This window comes from Ramlibacter sp., from assembly GCF_035655895.1.
Classification (GTDB): Bacteria; Pseudomonadota; Gammaproteobacteria; order Burkholderiales; family Burkholderiaceae_C; genus Ramlibacter.
The window spans coordinates 827,243-853,381 of sequence record NZ_DASRTN010000006.1; the positions used below are offsets into that span (position 1 = coordinate 827,243).

Genomic DNA, 26,139 nt, shown 5'->3' on the forward strand with positions numbered 1-26,139 from the left:
GTCACCTTTTTTCCTACGGTTTCCGTAGCGAAACCGCATCATTCCACGACTTGAAACCCCTAGAATGGGCCGTAACTAGCCCAAGCACTCTTCCTCGGAGTCTGAGTTGAACAATCAGTGGTTCTCGAAAATCGCCGTCTGGCTCGTCATCGCCCTCGTGCTGTTCACTGTCTTCAAGCAGTTCGACACGCGCGGCGCGGCGGGGGCCAGCGTCATGGGCTACTCCGATTTCCTGGAGGAAGTCCGCGGCCGCCGCATCAAGAATGCGGTCATCCAGGAAGGCCAGGGCGGCACCGAGATCGTGGCCATCACGACCGATGACCGCAAGGTGCGCACCACCGCCACCTACCTCGACCGCGGGCTGGTCGGCGACCTGATCAACAACGGCGTCAAGTTCGACGTCAAGCCACGCGAGGAAGGCTCGCTGCTCATGACGCTGCTCGTGAGCTGGGGGCCGATGCTGCTGCTGATCGGCGTGTGGATCTACTTCATGCGGCAGATGCAGGGCGGCGGCAAGGGCGGCGCGTTCTCGTTCGGCAAGAGCAAGGCGCGCATGCTCGACGAGAACAACAACCAGATCACCTTCGCCGACGTCGCCGGTTGCGACGAGGCGAAAGAGGAAGTCAAGGAAGTCGTCGACTTCCTGAAGGACCCGCAGAAGTTCCAGAAGCTGGGCGGCCGCATCCCGCGTGGCCTGCTGCTGGTCGGCCCCCCCGGCACCGGCAAGACGCTGCTGGCCAAGGGCATCGCCGGCGAGGCCAAGGTCCCGTTCTTCTCGATTTCCGGCTCCGACTTCGTCGAGATGTTCGTCGGCGTGGGCGCGGCCCGCGTGCGCGACATGTTCGAGAACGCCAAGAAGAATGCGCCCTGCATCATCTTCATCGACGAGATCGATGCGGTCGGCCGCCAGCGTGGCGCCGGCCTGGGCGGCGGCAACGACGAGCGCGAGCAGACCCTCAACCAGATGCTGGTCGAGATGGATGGCTTCGAGACCAACCTCGGCGTGATCGTGGTGGCGGCCACCAACCGTCCGGACATCCTGGACGCCGCGCTGCTGCGCCCGGGCCGCTTCGACCGCCAGGTCTACGTGCAGCTGCCGGACATCCGTGGCCGCGAGCAGATCCTGAACGTCCACATGCGCAAGATCCCGATCGGCCAGGACGTCAACGCGAGCATCATCGCCCGCGGCACGCCCGGCATGTCGGGCGCCGACCTGGCCAACCTGTGCAACGAAGCAGCCCTGATGGCCGCCCGCCGCAACGCGCGCGTGGTCGAGATGCAGGACTTCGAGAAGGCCAAGGACAAGATCTTCATGGGCCCCGAGCGCAAGAGCATGGTCATGCCCGAGGAAGAGCGCCGCAACACGGCGTACCACGAGTCCGGCCACGCACTCATCGGCAAGCTGCTGCCCAAGTGCGACCCGGTGCACAAGGTCACCATCATCCCGCGCGGCCGTGCCCTGGGTGTGACCATGAGCCTGCCCTCGCAGGACCGCTACAGCTACGACCGCGAGTACATGCTCAACCAGATCAGCATGCTGTTCGGTGGCCGCATCGCGGAGGAGGTGTTCATGAACCAGATGACCACCGGCGCCAGCAACGACTTCGAGCGTGCGACCCACCTGGCCCGCGACATGGTGATGCGCTACGGCATGACCGACGCGCTTGGCCCGATGGTCTACGCCGAGAACGAGGGCGAGGTGTTCCTGGGCCGCTCGGTGACCAAGACCACCAACATGAGCGAGCAGACCATGCAGAAGGTCGATGCCGAGGTGCGCCGCATCATCGACGACCAGTACGCCCTGGCGCGCAAGCTCATCGAGGACAACAAGGACAAGATGCACGCCATGGCCAAGGCGCTCCTCGAGTGGGAAACCATCGACTCCGAGCAGCTCGACGACATCATGGCCGGCAAGGATCCGCGTCCGCCCAAGGATTTCACCCCGCGCACGCCGTCCTCCGGCGGCGGCTCGGGCGGCAGCCCGGTGGTGACGGACCCGTCCCCCACGGCGGCCTGAAAGAGCCACTCCCGATGATCCAAAAGGGCCCCTCGCGGGCCCTTTTCGCTTGTCGGGCTGACGCACAATCCAAGCCCATGCACTGGCAGACCGCGCGATTCCGCATCGACCTGGCGCAGCCCCGGGTGATGGGCATCGTCAACGTCACGCCGGACTCCTTCTCCGATGGTGGCCGCTACCAGGGAGCTTCGGCAGCGCTGCGCCATTGCGAGCAGCTCGTGGCGCAGGGGGCGGACATCCTGGACCTCGGCGCGGAATCCACCCGCCCCGGCACGCCGCCGGTGCCGCTGGACGAGGAGCTCGAACGGCTGCTCCCGGTGTTGCGCGAGGCGGTCGGCCTTGGCGTGCCGGTCTCGGTCGACACGTACAAGCCCGAGGTGATGCGCCGCGCGCTCGACCTTGGCGCGGACATCGTCAACGACATCTGGGCGCTTCGGCAGCCGGGTGCGCTGGACGCGGTGGCCCGGCATCCGTCTTGCGGGGTCTGCCTCATGCACATGCACGGCGAGCCGCAGACGATGCACCGCGCGCCGATGGAAGGCGATGCCGTCCCGCAGGTGCAGGCCTTCCTCGCGGAGCGGGCGGGCAAGCTCGCCGCCGCGGGGATCGGTCGTGAGCGCGTCGTCCTCGACCCGGGCATCGGCTTCGGCAAGACGGTCGCGCAGAACTTCGCGCTGCTGGCGCGCCAGCACGAGTTGCTCGGTGGCGGCCATGCGTGGCTGGCGGGCTGGTCCCGCAAGTCGTCACTCGGGCAGGTGACCGGGCTGCCGGTGCAGGAGCGGCTGGTGCCCAGCGTCGCCGCGGCCTTGCTGTCGGTCGAGCGGGGCGCACGCATCGTGCGCGTGCACGACGTGCGCGAGACGGTCGCGGCATTGAAGGTGCTGGCGGCGACGGCCAGCGCGGAACAGGACAAGACAGGGAAGAACACACCATGAACAGAAGCTACTTCGGCACCGACGGCATCCGCGGCACGGTCGGCCAGCCTCCCATCACGCCCGACTTCGTGCTGCGCCTGGCGCATGCCGTCGGCCGCGTCCTCAAGCGCACCGAGGAAAAGCCCACGGTGCTGATCGGCAAGGACACCCGCATCTCCGGCTACATGCTGGAGAGCGCGCTGGAGTCCGGCTTCAACTCGGCCGGCGTCGACGTCGTGCTGCTCGGCCCGCTGCCCACCCCCGGGGTGGCCTACCTCACGCGTGCGCAGCGCGCGAGCCTGGGCGTGGTGATCAGCGCGAGCCACAACCCGTACGCGGACAACGGCATCAAGTTCTTCAGCGCGCAAGGGACCAAACTGCCCGACGCCTGGGAACAGGCGGTCGAGGCGGCGCTGGACGAAGCGCCGGCCTGGGCCGATTCGGCCAACCTCGGCAAGGCCCGGCGTCTGGACGATGCGGCCGGCCGGTACATCGAGTTCTGCAAGAGCACGTTCGCCAGCGACCTGACCCTGCGGGGCCTGTCCATCGTCGTCGATGCCGCCAATGGCGCGGCCTACCACATCGCCCCCAAGGTGTTCCACGAGCTGGGGGCCGAGGTGCACTGCATCGGCTGCTCGCCGGATGGCCTGAACATCAACCGCGGCTGCGGCGCGACCCACCCCGAGTCGCTGGTCAAGGCCGTGCGCGAACAGGGCGCCGACTTCGGCATCGCGCTGGACGGCGATGCCGACCGGCTGCAGGTGGTGGATGGCTCCGGTCGCCTCTACAACGGCGACGAACTGCTGTACCTGATGGTGGCCGACCGGCAGCGCGGCGGCGAGCGCGTGCCCGGCGCCGTCGGCACGCTGATGACCAACATGGCGGTGGAGCTGGCGCTGCGCAGCCGCGACGTCGAGTTCGTGCGGGCCAAGGTGGGCGACCGCTACGTGCTCGAGGAACTGGAGATGCGCGGCTGGCTGCTGGGCGGCGAAGGCTCGGGTCACCTGCTCGCGCTGGACAAGCACACCACCGGCGACGGCCTGATCTCCGCGCTGCAGGTGCTCAGGGCGTGCGTGCGCAGCGGCAGCAACATGGCCGATCTGCTCGAGGGCGTGTCGCTGTTCCCGCAGACCCTGGTCAACGTGCGGCTGCAGCCCGGCCAGGACTGGAAGCAGAGCCGCGGCCTGCCGCAGGCGCAGATGGCACTGGAGCACCAGCTCGGCGGCCGCGGGCGCATCCTGATCCGCCCGAGCGGCACCGAGCCGGTGGTGCGGGTGATGGTCGAGGCCGACGACGAGGCACTGTCGCGCACCGGCGCGCAGTCGCTCGCCGACGCCATCCGGGCGGGCTGATGCCCGCACCGCAGGTGGCCGCGGTCCACCGCAGCAGCAGCCACAGTTTCAGCAAGCACGCGGAAGACGCCATCACGCTGGTCGAAGGCCTGGGGGTCGAGGGCGACGCCCATGCCGGCGCGACCGTGCGCCACCGATCGCGGGTGCGGCGCGACCCCGGCGCTCCCAACCTGCGCCAGGTGCACCTGCTGCACGCCGAGTTGTTCGAGGAGCTGATGGCGGCAGGCTTCGCCGTGTGGCCGGGCGATCTGGGGGAGAACGTCACCACGCGGGGGGTCGAGCTGCTGGCGCTTCCGGCCGGCACCCGGCTGCGTTTGGGCGGTGCGGCCGTGGTCGAACTGACCGGTTTGCGCAATCCCTGCTCGCAACTGGACCGGTTCCAGGCCGGCCTGATGGCCGCAGTGCTGGACCGCGATGCGCTGGGCCGCCTGGTGCGCAAGGCCGGTGTCATGGCGGTGGTGGTGCAGGGCGGGCCGGTCGCGGCCGGTGATGCGATCGCCATCGAACTGCCGGCCGGGGAGCCGCGGCCGCTCGAGCCGGTCTAGTCGCGCAGCCGTCCGCTGCCGAGCCGGTCGCGCAGGCGCCAGGCCTGCAGGGTCACCAGTTCGCCCACGCCGCCGAGCAGGACCACGCCCAGGGCCAGGGCGCGCGGCAGGAGGAGCAGGGCCGATCGCATGCCGGCACGCTAGCCGGCTCGTGTGGCAATCGTGTGTCAGGCTCGGCAGGAGGCCTGCCGTATGCTGGCCGCGCCGTGACCGCGCCTTCCCCCGTCCTGCCGGAGCTTGCCGACCTCGAACGCGCCATCGAGGCGGGCGGAGCGCACCTCCAGGTCACCCGCTCGCCGGCGGCGGGCCCCCGGGCGCTCCCGGTCTACAGCATCGCGCTGGGCAATCCCTCGCCCGACGTGCCGGCGGTGGGGTTCTTCGGCGGCGTCCACGGCCTGGAGCGCATCGGCGCGCAGGTGGTGATCGCATGGCTGCACAGCCTGGTCGCACGGCTGCCCTGGGACACCACGCTGCGGTTCCAGCTGGAGCAGGTACGGCTGGTCTTCATGCCCCTGGTGAACCCCGGCGGCATGCTGCGCGGCACCCGCGCCAATCCGGCCGGCGTCGACCTGATGCGCAATGCGCCAGTCGAGGCAGTGGACCAGGTGCCGATGCTGGTGGGCGGCCAGCGCCTGAGCGCCGGCCTGCCGTGGTTTCGGGGCCGCCGGGGCGCGCCCATGGAGCCGGAGAGTGCAGCGCTGTGCGAGGTGGCGGGGCGCGAACTGCTCGGGCGGCCGCTGGCGCTGGTGCTGGACTGCCACTCCGGCTTCGGCCTGCGCGACCGGCTCTGGTTTCCGTACGCGCACACGCGCCGGCCGATCGCCCACCTGGCCGAACTGCACGCGCTGGCGGGCATCCTCGGCGAGTCGCACCCGCACCATCCGTACGTGATCGAACCGCAGAGCCGCCAGTACCTCACGCACGGCGATCTCTGGGACCACCTGTACCTGCGCTCGCTCGACAGGGCTGCCGGCATCTTGCTGCCGCTCACGCTGGAGATGGGCTCGTGGTTGTGGGTCAAGAAGAACCCGCGCCAGATCTTCTCCCGCGACGGCATCTTCAATCCGCAGCTGGCGCATCGACAGGAGCGGGTGCTGCGGCGCCACCTGCCGCTGCTGGACTTCCTGGTGCGTGCCGCCATCGGGCACGGGTGCTGGATGCCCGCCGGTGCAGCGCGCGACCGGCATCGGCGTGCCGGCATCGAGCGGTGGTACCGCGCGGCCCCATGACGCGCTGGGTGCTGCTGCGCGGCCTGACGCGGGAGGCCGGACACTGGGGTGCGTTCGCCGACCTGCTCGCCCGCCGCAGCGGCGGCCGGGTGGTGCCGCTGGACCTGCCGGGCAACGGGCGGCGCTGGGGCGAACGCAGTCCGGCGGACGTGCGCGCGATGGCGGCCGACTGCCGCGCCGCGCTGCCGCCCGTTGCCGGCCCGACCGTGCTGCTGGCCATGTCGCTCGGTGGAATGGTGGCCGTCGAGTGGTGCCGTGCGGCTGCGCCCGACATCGCCGGTTGCGTGCTGATCAACACCAGCGCCGGTGGCGGCAGTCCGCCCTGGCAGCGCTTGCGGCCTGCCAGCTGGCCGATCTTGCTGGGCGCTCTGCTGCCCGGCCGGGACGTGCAGGCACGCGAGCAGGCGGTCCTGCGCATGACGAGCGGGAATCCCCGCCTGCACCCCTCGGCGCCGGCGCAGTGGGCCGCGATCGCGCGCCGGCACCCGGTGCGTGCCGGCAATGCGGTGCGGCAGCTCTGGGCCGCCGCCCGCTACCGGGCCGCTCCGCAGGCACCCTCCGTGCCGGTGCTGCTGCTGGCCTCCGAGGCCGACCGGCTGGTGCACGTGGACTGCTCGCGACGGCTGGCGGCGCAGTGGCAGGCACCGCTGCGGCTGCACCCCTGGGCCGGCCACGACCTCGCACTCGACGATCCCGCATGGGTGGCGCAGGAGGCGCTGTCGTGGTGGACACGCGTGCGCGGCCGGACGTGATGTCCTGGCCACGCGTCATCGAACTGCCACAGGACTGAAACAGTCGAGTCACGGCGCGTCTCCACACTGCGGCCAACCGAACAGGAGGCCTGCCGTGAACGAACTGCCGAATCCGACCCTGCCGCTGTCCCCCGTCTCCCTGCCCCGGGGGTCGCTTCACCGACCGTCTTCTGCTGCTGATGCAGGAACTGGGGCGGTGGTGGTCGCCTGGGCGGAACACCAAGACGAGGTCCGGCAGGCGCAACGCCTGAGGTACGAGGTGTTCGCCGGCGAGATGGGCGCTCGCCTGGACACGCCGCTGGCCGGACATGACGTCGACCTGTTCGACGACTATTGCGAGCACCTGCTGGTGCGCGACGCCGCCACCGGGCAGGTGGTCGGCACCTACCGCGTGCTCACCCCGGCCCAGGCCCGCCGGGTCGGCAGCACCTACAGCGACACCGAGTTCGACCTCACGCGCCTGCGGCACCTGCGAGAACGGATGGTGGAACTGGGGCGCAGCTGCGTCCATCCGGACCACCGGCACGGCGGCGTCATCCTGGCGCTGTGGGGCGCGCTGGCCGAATTCATGGTGCGCAACAGCCTCGACACCATGATCGGCTGCGCCAGCATCCCGATGCTGCACAACGGCACGGTCAGTGGCCATGCGGCCGCCAGCATCTGGCAACAGCTGCAGCAGACGCACCTGGCCCCGATCGAGTACCAGGTGCGGCCGCGGCTGCCGCTGCCCGTCGAGCAGCTCGACGGCAGCCTGGCGGTGGAGCCGCCCGCGCTGATCCGCGGCTACCTGCGGCTGGGCGCCAAGGTGCTGGGCGCACCGGCCTGGGATCCGGACTTCAACACGGCGGACCTTCCCATGCTGATGCGCATCGCCGACCTGCCGGCGCGCTACCGCAAGCACTTCCTCGGACGCTGAGGCCCGGATGCGGACCGCCTTCGATGCGTTCGCGGGGCTGCACGGCGCCGGGATCCCGGGCGCGATCCCGCCCGCCGCCGAGGTCGACGACGATCCGCCCCGCCCGATGCTGCGCGCCGTGTTCGTGTCCGACCTCCATCTCGGCACCCCCGGCTGCCAGGCGGCGGCCCTGCTGGACTTCCTCAAGCACCATCCGAGCGAGCAGCTGTACCTGGTCGGCGACATCGTCGATGGCTGGCAGCTGCGCCGCCGCTGGTTCTGGCCCCAGGCGCACAACGACGTGGTGCAGAAGCTGCTGCGCCGGGCCCGCAAGGGCTGCCGGGTGGTCTACATCCCCGGCAACCACGACGAGTTCGCGCGGCAGTTCGCCGGCCATGCCTTCGGCGGCGTGGAGGTCCTGCAGGAGGCCGTGCACGTGACGGCCGACGGTCGGCGTCTCTGGGTCATCCATGGCGATGCGTTCGACGGTGTCGTGCAGTGCGCGCGCTGGCTGGCCTACCTCGGCGACAACCTGTACGAGTTCACGCTGCGCCTGAACCGCCATCTCAACAGTGCTCGGGCGCGCCTCGGCCTGCCGTACTGGTCGCTGTCCGCGTACCTCAAGCACAAGGTGAAGCGGGCCCTGAACTACGTCACCAGCTTCGAGGCCGCCGTGGCCCAGGAGGCCCGGCGGCGCGGCATGGCGGGCGTGGTCTGCGGCCACATCCACCGCGCCGAGATGCGCGACATCGGCGGCGTGCTCTATTGCAACGACGGCGACTGGGTCGAAAGCCGGACGGCGCTGGTCGAGCACCAGGATGGGCGGCTGGAGCTGGTGCACTGGGGTGCCGCCGGACACGAGGCCGGCGCCGCCCGGGAGCAGGAGTCGTACGCATGAAGATCGCGCTCGTCACCGACGCCTGGCTGCCGCAGGTGAACGGAGTGGTCACGACCCTGATCGAGCTGGTGCGGGAACTGGGCGAGGCCGGGCACGAGGTCCTGGTGATCGAGCCGGGACAGTTCCGCACCCGTCCCTGCCCGGGGTACCCGGGCATCGAGCTGGCCGTGTCGCCCGGACGGCAGCTCGCGGCGCGGCTGGACGCCTGGGCGCCGGACGCGGTCCACCTGGCCACCGAGGGGCCGCTCGGGTGGGCCGGCCGCCGCCATTGCCTGCGCGCCGGCCTGGCGTTCACGACCGCGTTCCACACCAAGTTCCCCGAGATCGTGCACGCGGCCACCCGGATCCCCGTGGGCTGGGGCTATGCCCTGATGCGGCACTTCCACCGGCCGTCGTCCGGCGTCATGGTGCCCACCGAAGGCGTGCTGCAGATGCTGCAGCGACGCGGGCTGCGCAACCTGCGGGCGTGGACCCACGGCGTGGACACCGACCTGTTCCGCTTCGCTGCCGAGCCGGGCGAGTTCGCGGCGCTGGGCCGGCTGCCCCGGCCCGTGTGGTTGTTCGTCGGCCGGGTCTCGTACGAGAAGAACATCGGCGCCTTCCTGGCGACGGCGCTGCCCGGCACCAAGGTCGTCTGCGGCGTGGGGCCGGTCGAGGCGGCGCTCAAGGCCCGCCATCCCGAGGTGCGCTGGGTCGGCCTGCTGCCGCGGCCCGAGCTGGCCACCCTGTATGCGGCCGCCGACGTGTTCGTCTTCCCGAGCCGCGCCGACACCTTCGGCCTGGTGATGGTCGAGGCGATGGCGACCGGCGCGCCGGTCGCCGCCTTCCCCGTCGACGGACCGCTGGAGGTGCTGGGCCGGTCCCATCCGGACGGCAGCCGGCCGATGGGCGGGGTGCTGGACGAGGACCTGCAACAGGCGGCGCTGCGGGCGCTCGGCGTGCCGCGGACCGAGGCGCGCGAGCGGGCGGAAGACTTCAGCTGGAAGGAGGCTGCGCGCCTGTTCGCCGGCTTCCTGGTGCCCGCGCGCACCGGGCAGGCGGTGCCCCGGGATGCGGCGCAGTCTGTCACGACGCTGTCATCCGGACAGTGAACACTTGTCATCGTTGCGTCACATGACCGTCTGATGACCCCGCCCCTGACCAGTGCCGATCCGGTGACGATTCCCTTCCTGGATCGCGACCACAGCATCCTGGCGTTCAACGAGCGCGTGCTCGACTGGGCCCGGCGCGAAGACGTGCCGCTGCTCGAGCGCCTGCGCTTCCTGTGCATCGTGTCCAGCAACCTGGACGAGTTCTTCGAGGTCCGGATGGCGCCGCACCTCACCGCGATGCAAGGCGGCGAACGCAAGGGCCCCTGCACCGTGCAGAGCTTCGAGGCGCTGTCCGCGGCGGCCCATCGGCTGCTCGAGCAGCAGGATGCGCTCTTCAACGACGAGCTGATGCCGGCGTTCGCGCGCCAGGGCATCGGGCTGGTCTCGCACGGACAGCGCACGCCGGCCCAGAAGCGCTGGGTCGACGAGTACTTCGACCGCGAGGTGCGGCCGCTGCTGGTGCCGGTCGGGCTCGATCCGGCCCATCCCTTCCCGCAGGTGGCCAACAAGTCGCTGAACTTCATCGTGCGGCTCGGCGGCCGCGATGCGTTCGGCCGCGACAACGAGATCGCGATCGTGCGGGTGCCGCGCGTGCTGCCCCGGCTGATCCGGATGCCGGCCCCGATCGCGGGCGGCAAGTCGCTGTTCGTGCTGCTGTCCAGCGTGATCCGGGCGCACCTGCAGGACCTGTTCCCGGGGCGCGAGGTCAGCCAGTTCTCGCAGTTCCGGGTCACGCGCCACTCGGACCTGGAGGTCGACGAGGACGACGTGCGCAACCTGCGCACCGCCTTGCGCCTCGGCCTGCAGCGGCGGCACTACGGCCAGGCGGTGCGGCTGGAGGTGTCGTTCGCCTGTTCGGAGTTCCTCTCGGGCTTCCTGCTGCAGCAGTTCAACCTGCCGCCGTCGGCGCTGTACCGCGTGCAGGGGCCGGTGAACCTGGTGCGCCTGCAGCAGCTGATCGACCTGGTCGATGCGCCACAGCTGCTGTTTCCGCCCTACCGCCCGTCCTATCCGGTGGGCCTGCAGCCGGCCCAGCCGATCTTCGACCAGCTGCGCCAGGGCGACGTCGTGATCCACCAGCCGTTCGAGAGCTTCGACGGCGTGCTGGCCTTCCTGCGCGAGGCGGTGAAGGACCCCGACGTCCTGGCGATCAAGCAGACGATCTACCGCACCGGAGCCGACTCGGCGCTGATGGACGTCCTGCGCGAGGCCGTGCGCCAGGGCAAGGAAGTGATGGCGGTGGTGGAGCTCAAGGCCCGCTTCGACGAGGAGGCCAACATCAACTGGGCCGAGCAGCTCGAAGCCATCGGTGCGCAGGTGGTGTACGGCGTCGTCGGGCTGAAGACACACGCGAAGATGCTGCTGGTGACGCGGCGCGAGGGGAGGGGGCTGGCCCGGTACGCCCACCTGTCGACCGGCAACTACAACGTCCGCACGGCGCGCCTGTACACCGACGTCAGCTACCTCACGGCGGATCCGCAACTGACGGCCGACGTGGAATCGATGTTCGTCCACCTGGCCAGCCAGACCCGGCTGCCCCGGCTCAACCGCGTGCTGATGGCACCGTTCCACCTGCACCGCCGGCTGATCGAGAAGATCGACGTGCTGGGGCAGGCAGCGGCCCGCGGATTGCCCGCGCGGATTGTGCTGAAGATGAATGCACTGACCGACGAGCAGCTGATGCAGGCCCTGGTGCGGGCTGGCCGGCGCGGCGCCCGCATCGACCTGATCGTGCGCGGCGCGTGCATGCTGCCGCCGCGTGTGCCCGGGCTGACGGAGAACATCCGGGTGCGCTCGGTCATCGGGCGCTTCCTCGAGCATTCAAGGGTGTTCTATTTCTGCGCCGGCCACGAGGAGGAGCTGTACCTCTCGAGCGCGGACTGGATGAACCGCAACATGCTGCGCCGGGTCGAGATGGCCTGGCCGGTGACCGACCCGGCGCTGCGCCAGCGGATCATCGACGAATGCCTGGTCGCCTACCTGCACGACGACGCCGATGCCTGGGAGCTGATGGACAACGGCAGCTACGTCCGGGTGCGCGACATGCCTGGGGCGAAGCATCGCAGCGCCCAAGAAGCGCTCATGGCCCGGTATGGCGCGCGGGCCGCGACCTCGGCGGAGAACGCCGCGTGGACCTGATCCTCTGGCGGCATGCCGAGGCGGAGGACGCGGGGCCCGACGGGCAGGACCTCGGACGCGTGCTGACGGCCCGGGGCGAGAAGCAGGCGGCGCGCGTGGCCGCCTGGCTGGACCGGGTGCTGCCCGACGGCACGCGCGTGCTGTCCAGCCCAGCACAGCGCTGCCAGCAGACCGCGCAGGCGCTGGGGCGCAAGTTCAGGACCCGTGACGAGATCGGCCCGGAGGCCAGCGTGCAGCAGTTGCTGGATGCGGCCCAGTGGCCCGTGGCACGGCAGCCGGTGCTGATCGTCGGCCACCAGCCGGGGCTCGGCGAGGTCATCGCCCACCTGATGGGCATCCCGGCAGGCGGCTGCGCGGTGCGCAAGGGCACCGCCTGGTGGTTGCGCACCCGCGAGCGGGGCGGGCACATGCAGTCGGTCGTGGTTGCAGTGCAGTCGCCGGACGCCAGCTAGCGCCAGGCGCCGCTCCGCCCGCGTTCAGGCCTTGGCTGGCCGGCCGGTCTTGATGGCCGGAACGGCGGCCAGCGCGGCGACGAACGCCGCCTCGGGCATCGCCGCCAGTGCGGCGATGCCGGCCCGCAGCAGCTCGCTCTTTTTCGCCGGCGCGCCCGCTTGCACCGCACGTGCCTTCAGGGCTTCGAGGACGGCGTATTCGTCCTTCGGGATGGTGAAGCTGTCGCGCACCAGCTTCGGCTTCTTCGACTTCTCGACCTTGTCCTTCTCGGCGCGGTCAGCCTTGGCCGTCTTCTCGAGCTTCTGGGTCTTCTCGGTCTTTTCTGCCTTGGCGGGCTTGCCTGTCTTGGCCGCCTTGGCCGGCTTGACCGCCTTCGCGGGTCGGGCCGCCTTCCCGAGTGCCTTGCCAACCGCAGCGGCCGCCTCGGCCACCGGCGTCTTGGAAGCCGGTGCCTCCGGCGGCACGATGCCCTTGTCGGCCAGCTTGGCACTGGGCTTGACCAGTGGCTGCACCTGCGGGGCCGCGGCCGCGAGCCTGGCGCGGGGAGTCTTGGGGGTGGTGGCGGTCGCCATGGGATCCTTCCTCTTCGAAACGGTATAAACAGTTTATACGGTTTCGGCGAAACGTCGGTCCATCGCTCAGCCGGCCGGCGGCAGGCCCGACCCCGTGCCACGCGTGCGGAGGCCGGCCGCACCCCGCGCCGCTGCGTGGCCCCGGGCTGCGGCCCCGGGGCCAACTGCCCGCGTGCTCAGGACAGCTCCAGGGTCCAGGGGGTCTTCTGCCAGGCCACGACCTCTTCGCGCAGCAGGTGTGCCGACTGCGGCCAGGCACGTGCCCAGTCGGCCTGCACCGACAGTTGCATCTGCTGGCGCGCGGAGGCGCGATGGAGTTGCAGGCCCTGCAGGTCGGGGTCGCGCCGGGCATGGCACAGGAGCACGGCCAGGCGCAGGCACAGGAGCTGGTGCACGAAGGCCTCGTCGCCGAAATCGGCCTCCAGCTTGCGCAGCTTGCCGCGGTGCCCGAGCACCAGCAGCCCCAGCCGATGCAGCTCGTGCTGGGCGAAGCCCGGCGCATCCGCGTTGTCGAGGATGTAGGCGCCGTGCTTGTGGTAGTCGCTGTGCGAGATGTGGCTGCCGATCTCGTGCAGCATCCCGGCCCAGGCCAGCTTGCGTTCGGTGCGGGCCAGTTCGGCGGGATCGTCGTGCCCGCCGCGCAACTGCCGCAGCAGCCGGGTTGCGACCTCGCCGACCCGCCGCGCCTGCGCCGGATCGACGCCGAACTTGGTGGCCAGGCGCTGCACGGTCGCGGCGCGCACGTCGCTCGTCCCCTGTTCGCGATCGATCAGGTCGTAGACCGCTCCGTGGCGCAGCGCGCCGGCGGCCGGCTGCATCCGGTCGATGCCGAGCAGGTCGAACAGGGCCTGCAGCACCGACAAGCCGCCGCCGATCACCGGCCGGCGGTCCTCCTTGAGACCATCCAGCCGGACGCGGTCGGCGGAGCGCGCCGCCACCAGCTGCTGCTGGAGCCAGCGCAGGCCCTCGCGCGACACGGTCGGGCGGCCGCTGGCCGCCAGGATGTCGCCCACCGCACCGATCGTCCCGGACGAGCCGTAGGCCACGTCCCATTCCCCCGACCCGTAGCGCCCCACCGCTTCATCGAGCACGGCCTTGGCCGCCACCTGCGCCTCGGCAAACGCGGCGGCGGTGAAGTCGCCGTGAGGGAAGTAGCGCATCGACCAGGCCACGCTGCCGACCCGGTAGCTCTCGGTCACGCGCGCCTCGAACTGGCGGCCCAGGATCAGCTCGGTGGACCGGCCCCCGATGTCGACCACCAGCCGGCGCTCGTCGGACTGGGGCAGCAGGTGCGCGACCCCCTGGTAGATCAGCCGCGCCTCCTCGCGCCCGGAGATCACGTCGATGGGGAAGCCCAGCATCTCGCCGGCGCGCGCCAGGAAGGCCTCGCGGTTGCGGGCCTCGCGCAGCGTCTGGGTGGCCACCGCACGCACCTGGTGCCGGCCGAAGCCGGCCAGCCGTTCGCCGAAGCGCGCCAGGCAGTCCCAGCCGCGCTGCATCGCCGCCGGCGTGAGGTTGCGGTCCTCGTCGAGCCCGCCGCCGAGCCGGACGGTTTCCTTCAGGTACTCGACGCGGTGGACCTGGCCATGGTCGTGGCGACCGATCTCCAGCCTGAAGCTGTTGGAGCCGAGGTCCACACCGGCCAGAAGCGTTCCGTTGTCCATGCGGGATTCAGCATAGCAAAGCCCTGCTCGTCGCTGGGGGCGGCGGCCGTCAGCCCACCACGCGGCCGTCCGGCGTGAGCATGCTCTGGGTGACGAAGGCGCCGCTGCGGCGCCGGTCGTCGAAGGCGACCCGGAAGCCGCCCAGGTCGCGCGCGGTGCGTCGCTGGAACGCGGCGAGCACGGAGGGGCGGGTCAGGGGCGCATCGATGTCCGCCAGCACCTCGTAGGTGTAGCGGGCGGCGATGAAGCCGGCCAGTGACAGGGCCGCGGGCGGCTCGTCGAACAACCGTGCCAGTGTCTCGCGGTAGGCGCGCACGATGGGCGTGCCGGAGGTCACCAGCGGCACCGGCTGGGTGACGATCACCGGCGTGGCGCGCGCGCCGCCCATCTGCTGCAGGGTCTGCAGGTTCACGTCGGCCATGGCGACGAGGTAGCGCTGGCGCTGCTGCCGGTCGAGCCCCTGGGTGAACTGCACCAGTTCCGGCGTGCCGCCGAAGAACAGCAGGATGGTCGGCGTGCCGGGGGTGAGCCGCTGGGCCAGGCGGTGCAGATCGCCATCGCCACGGAAGGCCTGGATCTTCAGCTTCAGCGCTGCGGCCGTCCGGTCGAGATCGTCGCGGTAGAGCCGCTGCTCCAGATCCGAGGCGTACACCGCGCCCACGTCCTGCACGCCCATCGTGGCCAGCGATCGCAGGGCATGGCCGATCTGCTCCTGGCGCGCCGCGAAGATCGGGAAGGTGCGGTCGTCCACCTCCAGGCTGGAGTTCTGCAGCCAGGGGGCCACGTGCGCCAGGCCCATGCCATCGGCGCGCAGCTGCTCGACCAGGATGGTGGCCAGCGGATCGCCGGCGGTGCCGGCCAGCAGCAGGCAACCGGGGTCGTCGCGCAGGGCGTCCAGCGCCTTGCGCACGCCCGCGGCAGTCCCGTCGACCTCGACGGCCAGGTGGTTGACCGGCCGACCCCGCACCCCGCCGCGCAGGTTGATGTCCTGCCAGGCGGCACGCGAGCCGACCAGCAGGTCCTTGGCGACGTCCTGCTGGGACGGGGAGGTGTCCACGACCTGGGCGACGGTGATCGGGCGGGCCGCGAGACGCGTCGGCTGGGCCAGGCCCCAGGGAGCCGCGACAGCGGCTGCGGCCGAGAGGAGCAGCGCGCGGCGGCGCGGCGCCGGCGGAGTGCGCAGGGACATGTGGTGCTGGGTTCTGGTTCTGGGTCGCCGGGCCCGGCCGGGCCCCTGCGCAGGCGGTCAGCGGCGCGGCGGCACCAGCACGCGGTCGATGGTGTGGACGACGCCGTTGGTCGCGGCGATGTCGGCGGTCTGGACCATCGCGTCCTCCACCGTCACGAACGTGCCGGCGCGGGCCAGCGCGAGGTTGCCGCCCTGAGCGGTCTTGGCATTGCCGTTCTTGACATCCGCCGCGGCGACCCGCGAGGGCAGCACGTGGTAGCTGAGCAGCGCCTTCAGTTGCGCCGGGTCCTTGCCCAGTTCGTCCATCGTCTTGGCCGGCACGGCCTGGAACGCCTCGTTGGTGGGCGCGAACACCGTGTAGGGGCCGGCGGCGCGCAGCGTGTCGGCCAGGCCGGCCTTCTGGACCAGCCCATTCAGGGTCGAGAGCTGCGGCGTGCGCGCGATCGTGTCGGCGACCGACACGGGGGCCGAGGTGGTGGCGCAGCCGGCCAGGCCGGCGAGGCTGGCGGCGGCCAGGACGAGGGTGATGCGGCGATGAGGCATGGGACGCTCCATGGTTGAGACGGCCGCGAGCGTATTGACACTTCGTGACGAAACCGTGACACGCCGGTGCCGGCGCTCCCGATCCCCGCGAGCGGGCGTCGCGGGTGTCACGCAGCTGTCACGAAAGCTTCTTACAGTCCGCCGCGTCCCCCATCCACAAGGAACACTGGCTATGAAACTGAACTTCCGTGCGGCCGCCCTCGGCCTCGTCACCGTGTCCTTCGCCGGACTCGCCTGCGCCCAGGAAGTCACCGGCGCGGGCGCCACCTTCCCGGCGCCGCTGTACGCCAAGTGGGCTGCCGACTACAACAAGGCCACCGGCGTGCGCATCAACTACCAGTCGGTCGGCTCCGGCGCGGGCATCCGCCAGATCGACGGCAAGACGGTGACCTTCGGTGCGTCCGACATGCCGCAGAAGGACGAGGACCTCGCCAAGAAGGGCCAGCTGCAGTTCCCGACCGTCATCGGCGGCGTGGTGCCGGTGGTGAACATCCGCGGCGTGCAGCCGGGCCAGCTGCGCCTGACGGGCCAGGTGCTGGGCGACATCTACCTGGGCAAGATCACCAAGTGGAACGACCCGGCGATCACCGCGCTCAATGCCGGCGTGAGCCTGCCGGACGCGCCCATCGCCGTGGTGCGCCGTGCCGACGGCTCCGGCACCACCTTCATCTTCACCAACTACCTGTCCAAGGTGAACGCCGACTGGAAGGCCAAGGTGGGCGAAGGCACGGCCGTGAACTGGCCGACCGGCGCGGGCGGCAAGGGCAACGAGGGCGTCGCCGCCTTCGTGGGCCGGCTGCCGAACGCCATCGGCTACGTCGAATACGCGTACGTGAAGCAGAACAAGATGACGTACGCGCTGCTGCGCAACAAGGACGGCAACTTCGTCGAGCCGAGCGACGGCGCGTTCAAGGCCGCCGCGGCCGGTGCCGACTGGAACAAGACCTTCTACCAGATCACGACCGACCAGCCTGGCAAGGATGCCTGGCCGATCACCAACCCGACCTACATCATCATGCACAAGGTGCAGGACAAGCCGGCCGAGGCCGCCGCTGCGCTGAAGTTCTTCGAGTGGGCCTACAAGACCGGCGACAAGACCGCAGACGACCTGGACTACGTGCCGATGCCTGCCAGCGTGAAGGCGCAGGTCGAGAAGCTCTGGGCCGCCGAGCTCAAGGACGCTTCCGGCAAGGCGATCAGCTGGAAGTGACCCGCACGAGCCGACCACCGCGCTGACCCGACCACCACGAGCGATAAGGGGCTGACGTGTCCTCTACACTCCCGGCCCACGAGGCCAGCCTCCCGATCCGGGGCCGCACCCTGGCCCTGGACGAGGAACGCAAGATGAGTCTCCCCCCGTCGCGGCGACCTGCCCGTGGCAATGCCTGGGCCGACCGGCTGTTCGGCTGGGCCGCGCGCGGCGCGGCGCTCGTGACCCTGGGACTGCTCGTGGCCATCCTGCTGTCGCTCGTGGTCGGGGCCTGGCCCGCCATCGAGAAGTACGGGCTCGGCTTCCTCACCAACAGTGTCTGGGACCCGGTCAACAACGAGTTCGGCGGGCTGGTGATGGTCTATGGCACGCTGGCCACCTCGCTGATCGCGCTGATCATCGCGGTGCCGGTGAGCTTCGGCATCGCCGTCTTCCTGACCGAGCTGTCGCCTTCCTGGTTGAAGCGGCCGCTGGGCACCGCGGTGGAACTGCTCGCCGCCGTGCCGTCCATCGTCTACGGCATGTGGGGGCTGCTGGTCTTCGGCCCGATCCTGGCCACCTGGGTGCAGCAGCCGCTGCAGGCGCTGTTCGCGGGCGTGCCGCTGCTGGGCACGCTGGTGTCCGGCCCGCCGGTGGGCATCGGCATTCTCTCGGCCGGAATCATCCTGGCCATCATGATCATCCCGTTCATCGCCGCCGTGATGCGCGACGTGTTCGACGTCACGCCGCCGATGCTCAAGGAATCGGCCTACGCACTCGGCTCCACGACCTGGGAGGTGGTGTCGCGCGTCGTGCTGCCCTACACCAAGGCGGGCGTCGTGGGCGGCATCATGCTGGGTCTGGGCCGCGCGCTGGGCGAGACCATGGCGGTGACCTTCGTCATCGGCAACTTCAACCAGCTCGATTCCCTGTCGCTGTTCGCGCCCGCCAACAGCATCACGTCGGCGCTCGCCAACGAGTTCGCGGAGGCGGCCACCGGCCTGCACCAGGCGGCGCTGATCTATCTCGGGCTGGTGCTGTTCTTCATCACCTTCGTCGTGCTCGCGCTGTCCAAGCTGCTGCTGTCGCGGCTGCGCAAGGCCGAAGGAGCCAAATCGTGAGCGCCGCGCGTCCGGGCACCGGCGAGTCGTTGCTGCGCGCGGCCGACCAGGCCCATGCCCGAGAGCAGCGCTACATGGCCCGCAAGCGGGTCAACAAGGTGGCGCTGACGCTCTCGCTGCTGGCGATGGCGTTCGGCGTCTTCTGGCTGGTCTGGATCCTGTGGGAGACCTTCCGGCTGGGCATCGGCGGCATCGCCTGGGCCACGCTCACCGAGATGACCCCGCCGCCGAACGAGGCCGGCGGGATCGCCAACGCGATCTACGGCTCCTTCCTGATGGTGCTGCTCTCGACGTGCGTGGCCACCCCGGTGGGCATCATGGCCGGGATCTACCTGGCCGAGTACGACACCAAGGGCTGGCTGGGCGCGACCACGCGCTTCGTCAACGACATCCTGCTGTCGGCGCCCTCGATCGTGATCGGCCTGTTCATCTACGCGGTGGTGGTGGCGCGCTTCCACCATTTCTCCGGCTGGGCCGGGGTGCTGGCGCTTGCGCTGATCGTGGTTCCGGTGGTGATCCGCACCACGGAGAACATGCTGATGCTGGTGCCGGCGGGGCTGCGCGAGGCGGCGTATGCACTGGGTGCGCCGAAGTGGAAGGTGATCCTGAGCATCACCCTGCGGGCCGCGCGCGCCGGGGTCGTGACCGGGATCCTGCTGGCCGTGGCCCGCATTTCCGGCGAGACGGCGCCGCTGCTCTTCACCGCGCTGAACAACCAGTTCTGGACGTCCAACCTGGCCGAACCGATGGCCAGCCTGCCGGTCACCATCTTCAAGTTCGCCATGAGCCCGTACGAGAACTGGCAGCAGCTGGCCTGGGCCGGCGTGTTCCTGATCACGATGGCCGTGCTGGCCCTGAACATCCTGGCCCGCGTGCTCACCCGCACCCGGACCTGACACGAGGAATCCCCATGAGCGCCCTTGCACCCACGCGCGCGAAGATCGCCGTGCGCGACCTGAACTTCTACTACGGCCGGTTCCATGCCCTGAAGGGCATCAACCTCGAGGTTCCCGAGAAGAAGGTCACGGCCTTCATCGGCCCCTCGGGCTGCGGAAAGTCGACGCTGCTGCGCACCTTCAACCGCATGTACGAGCTCTATCCCGAGCAGCGGGCCGAAGGCGAGATCGTGCTGGACGGCGAGAACCTGCTCACCTCCAAGCAGGACGTCGCGCTGATCCGCGCCCGCGTGGGCATGGTGTTCCAGAAGCCGACGCCGTTCCCGATGTCCATCTACGACAACATCGCGTTCGGCGTGCGGCTGTTCGAGTCGCTCGGCGCGGCCGACATGGACGAGCGGGTGGAATGGGCACTGCGCAAGGCCGCGCTGTGGAACGAGGTCAAGGACAAGCTCGACCAGAGCGGCGCCGGCCTCTCGGGGGGGCAGCAGCAGCGCCTGTGCATCGCCCGCGGCATCGCCATCAAGCCCGAGGTGCTGCTGCTGGACGAGCCGTGCTCCGCCCTGGACCCGATCTCCACCGCCAAGATCGAGGAGCTGATCGCCGAGCTCAAGAACGACTACACGGTCGTGATCGTCACGCACAACATGCAGCAGGCGGCGCGTTGCAGCGACTACACGGCCTACATGTACCTGGGCGACCTGGTTGAGGTGGGGGAGACCGAGCAGATCTTCTTCAAGCCGCGGCGCAAGGAGACCGAGGACTACATCACCGGCCGCTTCGGCTGACCCGCAGGAAGGAGCCTCCGCCATGCCCGACAAGCATCTCTCGACCCAGTTCGACAGCGAACTCAACGGGGTTTCCTCGCGCGTGATGGAACTGGGTGGCCTGGTGGAATCCCAGATCCGCCAGGCCATCTACGCGCTCGCGCAGTTCAACGCCGACGCCGCGTCGCAGGTGATCGAGACAGAGCACCGCGTCAACCAGATGGAGGTCGAAATCGATCGCGAACTGTCGTCGATCATCGCGCGACGCCAGCCGACCGCGCGCGACCTGCGCCTGCTGATGGCGATCTCCAAGACCACGGCCAACCTGGAGCGCGTGGGCGACGAGTCCGCCAAGATCGCCCGGATGGTGCGCTCCATCATCGACAGCGGTTCGGCCCGGGCCCTGCCGGCGTCGGAGCTGAACGTCGCGTGCGACCTGGCGTCGGGGCTGCTGCGCAAGGCCCTGGACGCGTTCGCGCGCCTGGACACCGCCGCGGCGGTGGCCATCCTCAAGGAGGACGACCTGATCGACAAGGAGTTCGACGGCTTCGTGCGCAAGCTGATCACCTACATGATGGAAGACCCGCGCACGATCTCGGCCAGCCTGGACCTGCTGTTCCTGGCCAAGGCGATCGAGCGCATCGGCGACCATGCCAAGAACATCGCCGAGTTCATCATCTACGTCGTCAAGGGCGCCGACGTGCGCCATTCCTCGATCGAGCAGATCGAATCCGCACTGAAGTAGGCGAATGAAGACGGTTCCCCGAGTCCTGCTGGTCGAGGACGAGCCCGCGATCGCGGAGCTGGTGTCGGTCAACCTGCGCCACAACGGCTTCCAGCCGATCTGGGCCGAGGACGGCGACGCCGCCCAGCGCGAACTGGAAACCGCGCTGCCCGACCTGATCCTGCTCGACTGGATGCTGCCCGGCCAGAGCGGCCTGTCGCTGGCCCGCAAGTGGCGTGCGGCCGCGCGCACCAAGTCCATCCCGCTGATCATGCTGACGGCGCGGGGCGACGAGCCGGACAAGGTGGCGGGCCTGGACGCCGGTGCCGACGACTACATCACCAAGCCGTTCTCGACCCAGGAACTGCTGGCGCGCATCCGTGCGGTGCTGCGCCGGCGGGTGCCGGAGGAAGCGGTGCAGGCCGTGGCGGTCGGCGAGCTGTCGCTGGACACCACCACCCACCGCGTGCAGTGGCGCGGCCATCCGCTCAAGCTGGGCCCGACCGAGTTCAAGCTGCTCGCGCACCTGATGAAGTCGCCCGAGCGCGTGCACAGCCGGTCGCAATTGCTGGACAAGGTGTGGGGCGACCATGTCTTCATCGAGGAGCGGACCGTGGACGTGCACGTCAAGCGGCTGCGCGAGTCGCTGGGCGAAGCCGGCAGCATGGTCGAAACGGTCCGCGGCGCCGGCTACCGCCTCACGGCCCAGCCGCAGCCGGCCCAGCGCGCCGGCTGAGCGGCCGAGCCCGGCCGTCGCCGTACCATCCTGCATGCTCTGGCGCATCAGCAGCTTTCTCCTGTGCCAACTGGCCGGCGGCATCGGCGGCTGGTGGCTGGCCGCCGACCGGGGTGCCGAGCTGGGCCTGGTCGCCGGAGGGGTCGCGTGGTTCCTGCTGGACCTCGTGCGCGGTCTTCGCATGCTGCAGTGGCTGCGCGGCGGCGGGCGCTCCGAGGCGCCGGTCGGGGCGGGCCTGTGGGGCGAGCTGGCGGAACGGACGCGCCGCGCGCTGCGCGCCCGTGACCAGCTGGCCGAGGATGCGGAGACGCGCCTGCAGGACTTCCTGGCCGCGATCCAGGCGTCGCCCAACGGCGTGATCCTGCTGGACGTGGACGGGCGCATCGAATGGTGCAACCAGACGGCAGCCGAGCACCTGGGCATCGATCCGCAGCGGGACGTGCAGCAGCTGATCGGCAACCTGGTGCGCGACCCGGCCTTCGCCGCGTACACCGCCCAGGGCGACTATTCGCGCGACGTGATCATCCTCTCACGCGACAGCTCGCCGGGCCGCCTGCTCAAGCTGGCGGTCCACCTGCATCCGTACGGCCAGGGACGCAAGCTCCTGCTGTCGCGCGACGTGACGGCGCGCGAGCAGGCCGAGACGATGCGGCGCGACTTCATCGCCAACGTCTCGCACGAGATCCGCACGCCGCTCACCGTGCTGGCCGGGTTCATCGAGACGCTGCAGAACCTGCCGCTCGCCGAGGACGAGCGCCGGCGCTACCTGGAGCTGATGGCGCAGCAGGGCCACCGGATGCAGACGCTGGTGCGCGACCTGCTCACCCTGTCACGGCTGGAGGGCAGCCCGCTGCCCGGCATCGGCGAGTGGACCCCGGTGCCGGCGCTGATGGCCGAATGCGAGCAGGAAGGCCGCTCGCTCAGCACGCTGCTGGGCAAGTCGCAGGAGTTGCGGTTTGCCGGCGGCGCCGGCCAGGAGATCGCCGGCGCGCCGTCGGAGCTGCTCAGCGCGATGTCCAACCTCGTGAGCAATGCCGTCCGCTACACGCCCGCCAACGGGCGCATCGAGGTGCGCTGGTCGGCGCTGCCCGACGGCCGGGCCGAGTTGTCCGTGCGTGACACCGGTCCGGGCATCGCGGCCGAGCACCTGCCACGCATCACCGAGCGCTTCTACCGCGTGGACCGCAGCCGCTCGCGCGAGACGGGCGGCACCGGCCTGGGGCTGGCGATCGTCAAGCACGTGCTGCAGCGGCACGGCGCGGAACTGCGCATCGACAGCACGCCGGGCGCCGGCTCCACCTTCGCCATCGTGTTCCCGGCCGCGCGCCTGCGTGCCGTCATGCGCGGGCCGGACGGCGAGAGCGCACGACCCGCCACAGCAGCACCATGAAGGCGACGGCGGTCAGGGTCAGCGCGAAGGCGGCGGCCGACCAGAACGCTGCCGGCGTCTGCATCGGCGCGAGCGTGCCGGCGCCGCGGTAGGCCAGCAGGTACCCGCCGCCCAGTCCCACGCCCCAGAGCAGCACGCAATACAGCACCAGCGGCCGCGTGGCCACGCCATAGCTGCGCAGCAGGAACACGCCCACCGCCTGCATCGAGTCGGCCACGTGGTACGCGGCCACCCAGAGCAGCAGGCTGCCGGCCAGCTGCACCACGGCCGGATGGTCGCCGGCATAGAGCCGCGCGATCGGCTGGTGGAAGACGGCGAGCACCAGTGCGCTCGAGCCCGCCAGCACCAGGGCGAGCTTGTAGCCCAGGCGCAGCGCCAGGCGCGCCTGGCGCTCGTCGCGTGCGCCCAGCCAGTAGCTGACCCGGGCGCTGGTAGCCAGGCCGAGCGATAGCGGCATCATGTAGAGCACCCCAGTCAGGCTGCTCGCCACCTGGTGGCTGGCCGACGCCTCGGTGCCGAGCCGGGCGATGAACAGGGCCATCAGCGTGAAGGAGGTCACTTCCACCATGACCGACAGCGCGGTCGGCACGCCCAGCCGGGCGAACCCGCGCAGCACGCCCCAGTCGGGCGCCTCCAGGCGTCCCCAGATGCGGTAGGGCGTGTAGAGGTCCTGCGAGCGCAGCGTCCAGACCGCGCAGGCGAGCAGCAGGTAGTTCACGACGACAGTCGCCCAGGCGCAGCCCTCCAGGCCCATCGGCGGCACCCCGGCGCTGCCGAAAGTGAACCAGAGCGACAGCGGCACCTTCAAGGCCAGCGAGGCGGTCTGCAGCCAGGTCACCAGCACCGGCTTGCCGAGCGACTGGTTCAGCGTCGAGTAGGCGCGGAACAGCAGCGAGGGGGGCAGCGCGAGCGCGAGGATGCCCAGGTACTGCTGCACCTGGATGTCCAGGCCGGGCGGGACCTCGGCCCAGCGCAGCAGCGGGCCGGGGAAGAGCAGGGCTGTCATGCCGAGCACCATGCCGGCCAGGCAGAGGTAGAGCACCTGGCGCACCGAGCGGCCCAGCGCGGGGCCGCCGCCGGCCCCGCGCAGCTCCGACCAGACCGGCAGTTGCGCCTGGATCAGGCCCGACAGCCCGACGAAGATGCTGACATAGACCGCCGAGCCGACCGAGAGCGCCGCGAGGGCGCGGGCGTCGTAGCGGCCGGCGATCATGGTGTCGGCGACGCCGAACCCGATGGTGGCGAGCTGGCCGACCAGCACGGTGCCCGCGTGCCGCGCGATGGTGCGCAGCTCCGACATCAGGCGCCTCCGCTGCGTCGCCGGTAGAGCAGGAAGTTGTCGCGGGTGTCGGTGGGCCGCCGCACCGTGGCGGCCAGCTCCCAGCGCCGCATGTCGAGCGCCATCGCCGCGACCGGCTGGACTTCGGACGTCAGCACGAGCCAGGGGCAGGTTCCGTTGCGATCGGCGGACGTCAGCTCGCGGCCGCCGTGGTAGCGCAGCGCGGCGGTCTGTCCGCGGTCGAGCCCGAACACCTCGACACAGCCGGGCGTGGTCATCGGCTGGGTCAGGCCGCGCACCACGGTCGCATAGCTGCGCGCATAGTCCAGCACCGGCAGCCACAGCGTCATGAGGAGCAGCCAGCACAGTGCAGCGCCGGCGGCCGGCAGCACCATGCTTTTCCAGAGCGCCGAGCGGTGCCGGCCCGCGCGCCAGCGCACCAGCCATCCCCAGGCCACGGTCCCGGCCAGCGCCAGCACGAAGGCGATCAGCGAGAACGTCGGCTCGAAGCCGGGCGCCAGCCGCGCCACGTTGGCGGCGGGCTTGGCCGGCACGCCGGTCTGCAGGGAGATCCAGACCACCCAGATGACGACCGCGCAGCCGCTGAAGAACAGCAGCGTGAACCAGTCGACCAGGGCGGAGACGCTGCGCTTGAGGGTCGGCAGTGCGAACGCGGCCAGGGTCGCCAGTGCCGGCAGGCCCAGGAGCAGCGAACGGTCGGAGGACGGCGTGAGCAGCGTCGAGGCGACCGAGACCAGGGCGAACCACAGGGGCAGGGCCACGTGTCGGCTGCCCAGCTGGCGGCGCCAGCGCCACACGGTCCACACCGCCAGCGGCCCGGCCGGCCAGGTGAACCACAACAGGAGACGGCCGGCGGAATGCCAGTCGCGCTGGCCGTCCGGCCACAGCCGCCAGCGCCACAGGTCCAGCACCGTGGCAGCGGCCGCGACGCCCGCCGCAGCCAGCACCAGCCCGGCCGCCCACAGCCATCGGCCGGTGCGGGTGCGGCCTTCGCGGGGATGGTCGAGCACGGTGAGCACCGCCCCGCCCGCGGCCAGCAGCACGGCCGTGGTCGGCGCCCCGCTCAGGGCCAACCCGCCCAGGCCGACGACCATGCCGGCCAGCGGCCAGCCGGTGCGAAAGGGTAGTGCAGCCAGGCCGTAGAAGGCCACGGCCGTGAATCCGAGCTGGGCCAGCGCCGGGGTCGTCTCGTGGCTCAGCTGGGCCAGACCCAGCGTGGCGATCAGGGCCAGCATGCCGCCGTCGGCGATGGCGCGGGCGTAGTCGGTGGGCGCCGCCTCGCCGCCGAACGCGAACGGCACCGGTTGCGCACCCGGGGTGCGCGCCAGGTTGTAGACGCCGTACCAGGTGGCCAGCAGCGTCAGCACCAGCAGGGCGATGAAGGGCACGCGCGCCGCGAAATCCGGGGCAAGCCACGAAGGCGCGATCCGCATCGCCCAGGCGCCGAGCCAATAAGGCAGGAGCGCGTCGAATTCGGGCGGCTGGCCCACGAGCGTGGGTGCCATCCAGCGCGCGGCGCCGGAGGCGAGCTCGTTCATGTAGCCGAACGCGGTCACGTCGGCGTTCTTCCACGGCTCGCGGGCGACGAAGCCGGGGAGCACGTAGGCGGCGCAGAACAGCAGCAACGCCACGCGCGGCAGGCGCCTCACCGCGCTCTGGGCGACGATGGCGGGGGTCGGCTGGTTCACGCGCGCGGGTGAGTCACGTTGGCGGGCAAAGAAAAAGGCAGCGCGGTCGCCCGGGCTGCCTCGTCGCGGCGGAGG

At 70.7% G+C, this 26,139-nt stretch carries 25 protein-coding genes; 18 read left to right on the forward strand and 7 right to left on the reverse strand.

Features of this window, described 5'->3' with window-relative positions:
* The first annotated feature begins 106 nt into the window (after positions 1 to 106).
* The 4 genes from ftsH (at position 107) to VFE82_RS06995 (ending at position 4,828) form a co-directional block, all read left to right on the forward strand.
* Positions 107 to 2,017 carry an ATP-dependent zinc metalloprotease FtsH gene (ftsH, locus tag VFE82_RS06980; protein ID WP_324999533.1) on the forward strand — a complete coding sequence of 637 codons (1,911 nt, stop codon included), beginning with the start codon at positions 107 to 109 and terminating at the stop codon, positions 2,015 to 2,017.
* A 77-nt stretch (positions 2,018 to 2,094) separates the two neighbouring features.
* Positions 2,095 to 2,952 (forward strand): dihydropteroate synthase, encoded by an 858-nt coding sequence (gene folP / locus VFE82_RS06985; protein ID WP_324999534.1) that lies wholly within the window; start codon positions 2,095 to 2,097, stop codon positions 2,950 to 2,952.
* Positions 2,949 to 4,283 carry a phosphoglucosamine mutase gene (gene glmM, locus VFE82_RS06990; RefSeq protein ID WP_324999535.1) on the forward strand — a complete coding sequence of 445 codons (1,335 nt, stop codon included), beginning with the start codon at positions 2,949 to 2,951 and terminating at the stop codon, positions 4,281 to 4,283. Before folP ends, glmM begins: the two co-directional genes overlap by 4 nt.
* Positions 4,283 to 4,828 carry an MOSC domain-containing protein gene (locus VFE82_RS06995; RefSeq protein WP_324999536.1) on the forward strand — a complete coding sequence of 182 codons (546 nt, stop codon included), beginning with the start codon at positions 4,283 to 4,285 and terminating at the stop codon, positions 4,826 to 4,828. The genes glmM and VFE82_RS06995 overlap by 1 nt, the downstream gene beginning before the upstream one ends.
* Here the strand turns inward: VFE82_RS06995 and VFE82_RS07000 are convergent.
* A complete protein-coding gene (locus VFE82_RS07000; RefSeq protein ID WP_324999537.1) occupies positions 4,825 to 4,959 on the reverse strand; it encodes a hypothetical protein in 135 nt (44 codons plus the stop codon). The two genes, VFE82_RS06995 and VFE82_RS07000, sit on opposite strands and share 4 nt — an antisense overlap.
* 75 nt (positions 4,960 to 5,034) lie before the next feature.
* Here VFE82_RS07000 and VFE82_RS07005 point away from each other — a divergent pair, with 75 nt between their 5' ends.
* From VFE82_RS07005 to VFE82_RS07035, 7 genes are all read left to right on the forward strand, one after another.
* Positions 5,035 to 6,057 (forward strand): M14 family zinc carboxypeptidase, encoded by a 1,023-nt coding sequence (locus tag VFE82_RS07005; RefSeq protein ID WP_324999538.1) that lies wholly within the window; start codon positions 5,035 to 5,037, stop codon positions 6,055 to 6,057.
* Complete coding sequence (locus tag VFE82_RS07010; RefSeq protein WP_324999539.1) at positions 6,054 to 6,809, forward strand: alpha/beta hydrolase; 756 nt, start codon at positions 6,054 to 6,056, stop codon at positions 6,807 to 6,809. Before VFE82_RS07005 ends, VFE82_RS07010 begins: the two co-directional genes overlap by 4 nt.
* A 94-nt stretch (positions 6,810 to 6,903) precedes the next feature.
* The gene (locus tag VFE82_RS07015; RefSeq protein WP_324999540.1) at positions 6,904 to 7,725 is read left to right on the forward strand and encodes a GNAT family N-acetyltransferase; all 822 of its coding nucleotides are present in this window, start codon (positions 6,904 to 6,906) and stop codon (positions 7,723 to 7,725) included.
* A gap of 7 nt (positions 7,726 to 7,732) precedes the next feature.
* Positions 7,733 to 8,602, forward strand: coding sequence for a UDP-2,3-diacylglucosamine diphosphatase (locus VFE82_RS07020; RefSeq protein ID WP_324999541.1), 870 nt, complete (start codon positions 7,733 to 7,735; stop codon positions 8,600 to 8,602).
* Complete coding sequence (locus VFE82_RS07025) at positions 8,599 to 9,693, forward strand: glycosyltransferase family 1 protein (RefSeq protein ID WP_324999542.1); 1,095 nt, start codon at positions 8,599 to 8,601, stop codon at positions 9,691 to 9,693. Before VFE82_RS07020 ends, VFE82_RS07025 begins: the two co-directional genes overlap by 4 nt.
* Before the next feature lie 33 nt (positions 9,694 to 9,726).
* Positions 9,727 to 11,832 (forward strand): polyphosphate kinase 1, encoded by a 2,106-nt coding sequence (gene ppk1 / locus VFE82_RS07030; RefSeq protein ID WP_324999543.1) that lies wholly within the window; start codon positions 9,727 to 9,729, stop codon positions 11,830 to 11,832.
* Positions 11,823 to 12,284, forward strand: a complete 462-nt coding sequence (locus VFE82_RS07035) for a SixA phosphatase family protein (protein ID WP_324999544.1) — start codon at positions 11,823 to 11,825, stop codon at positions 12,282 to 12,284. Before ppk1 ends, VFE82_RS07035 begins: the two co-directional genes overlap by 10 nt.
* 24 nt (positions 12,285 to 12,308) lie before the next feature.
* Here the strand turns inward: VFE82_RS07035 and VFE82_RS07040 are convergent, their stop codons facing one another.
* The 4 genes from VFE82_RS07040 to VFE82_RS07055 all read right to left on the reverse strand — a co-directional run bounded on the left by VFE82_RS07040 (position 12,309) and on the right by VFE82_RS07055 (position 16,253).
* Positions 12,309 to 12,857 carry a hypothetical protein gene (locus VFE82_RS07040; protein WP_324999545.1) on the reverse strand — a complete coding sequence of 183 codons (549 nt, stop codon included), beginning with the start codon at positions 12,855 to 12,857 and terminating at the stop codon, positions 12,309 to 12,311.
* Between the two features lie 176 nt (positions 12,858 to 13,033).
* Positions 13,034 to 14,521: a Ppx/GppA phosphatase family protein gene (locus VFE82_RS07045; protein WP_324999546.1), complete on the reverse strand. Its 1,488-nt coding sequence runs from the start codon at positions 14,519 to 14,521 to the stop codon at positions 13,034 to 13,036.
* Positions 14,522 to 14,570: 49 nt separating this feature from the next.
* On the reverse strand, positions 14,571 to 15,710 hold the full coding sequence (locus tag VFE82_RS07050) for an ABC transporter substrate-binding protein (RefSeq protein ID WP_324999547.1): 1,140 nt from the start codon (positions 15,708 to 15,710) through the stop codon (positions 14,571 to 14,573).
* Between the two features lie 57 nt (positions 15,711 to 15,767).
* Positions 15,768 to 16,253 (reverse strand): fasciclin domain-containing protein, encoded by a 486-nt coding sequence (locus VFE82_RS07055; protein ID WP_324999548.1) that lies wholly within the window; start codon positions 16,251 to 16,253, stop codon positions 15,768 to 15,770.
* 172 nt (positions 16,254 to 16,425) lie between these two features.
* Between VFE82_RS07055 and pstS the strand changes: the two genes are divergently transcribed.
* The 7 genes from pstS (at position 16,426) to phoR (ending at position 23,076) form a co-directional block, all read left to right on the forward strand.
* Positions 16,426 to 17,463 (forward strand): phosphate ABC transporter substrate-binding protein PstS, encoded by a 1,038-nt coding sequence (gene pstS / locus VFE82_RS07060; RefSeq protein WP_324999549.1) that lies wholly within the window; start codon positions 16,426 to 16,428, stop codon positions 17,461 to 17,463.
* A 134-nt stretch (positions 17,464 to 17,597) separates the two neighbouring features.
* Positions 17,598 to 18,563, forward strand: a complete 966-nt coding sequence (gene pstC / locus VFE82_RS07065; RefSeq protein WP_324999925.1) for a phosphate ABC transporter permease subunit PstC — start codon at positions 17,598 to 17,600, stop codon at positions 18,561 to 18,563.
* Positions 18,564 to 18,637: 74 nt separating this feature from the next.
* On the forward strand, positions 18,638 to 19,459 hold the full coding sequence (gene pstA / locus VFE82_RS07070) for a phosphate ABC transporter permease PstA (protein WP_324999926.1): 822 nt from the start codon (positions 18,638 to 18,640) through the stop codon (positions 19,457 to 19,459).
* A gap of 14 nt (positions 19,460 to 19,473) precedes the next feature.
* Positions 19,474 to 20,247: a phosphate ABC transporter ATP-binding protein PstB gene (gene pstB, locus VFE82_RS07075; protein ID WP_324999550.1), complete on the forward strand. Its 774-nt coding sequence runs from the start codon at positions 19,474 to 19,476 to the stop codon at positions 20,245 to 20,247.
* 22 nt (positions 20,248 to 20,269) lie between these two features.
* Positions 20,270 to 20,971 (forward strand): phosphate signaling complex protein PhoU, encoded by a 702-nt coding sequence (gene phoU, locus VFE82_RS07080; RefSeq protein ID WP_324999551.1) that lies wholly within the window; start codon positions 20,270 to 20,272, stop codon positions 20,969 to 20,971.
* 4 nt (positions 20,972 to 20,975) lie between these two features.
* A complete protein-coding gene (gene phoB, locus VFE82_RS07085) occupies positions 20,976 to 21,686 on the forward strand; it encodes a phosphate regulon transcriptional regulator PhoB (RefSeq protein WP_324999552.1) in 711 nt (236 codons plus the stop codon).
* 34 nt (positions 21,687 to 21,720) lie between these two features.
* Positions 21,721 to 23,076, forward strand: coding sequence for a phosphate regulon sensor histidine kinase PhoR (gene phoR, locus VFE82_RS07090; protein WP_324999553.1), 1,356 nt, complete (start codon positions 21,721 to 21,723; stop codon positions 23,074 to 23,076).
* Here the strand turns inward: phoR and VFE82_RS07095 are convergent.
* Both VFE82_RS07095 and VFE82_RS07100 read right to left on the reverse strand, forming a co-directional pair.
* Positions 23,024 to 24,376, reverse strand: coding sequence for an MATE family efflux transporter (locus tag VFE82_RS07095; protein WP_324999554.1), 1,353 nt, complete (start codon positions 24,374 to 24,376; stop codon positions 23,024 to 23,026). The two genes, phoR and VFE82_RS07095, sit on opposite strands and share 53 nt — an antisense overlap.
* Positions 24,376 to 26,064 (reverse strand): hypothetical protein, encoded by a 1,689-nt coding sequence (locus VFE82_RS07100; protein WP_324999555.1) that lies wholly within the window; start codon positions 26,062 to 26,064, stop codon positions 24,376 to 24,378. Before VFE82_RS07100 ends, VFE82_RS07095 begins: the two co-directional genes overlap by 1 nt.
* Positions 26,065 to 26,139 lie beyond the last annotated feature (75 nt).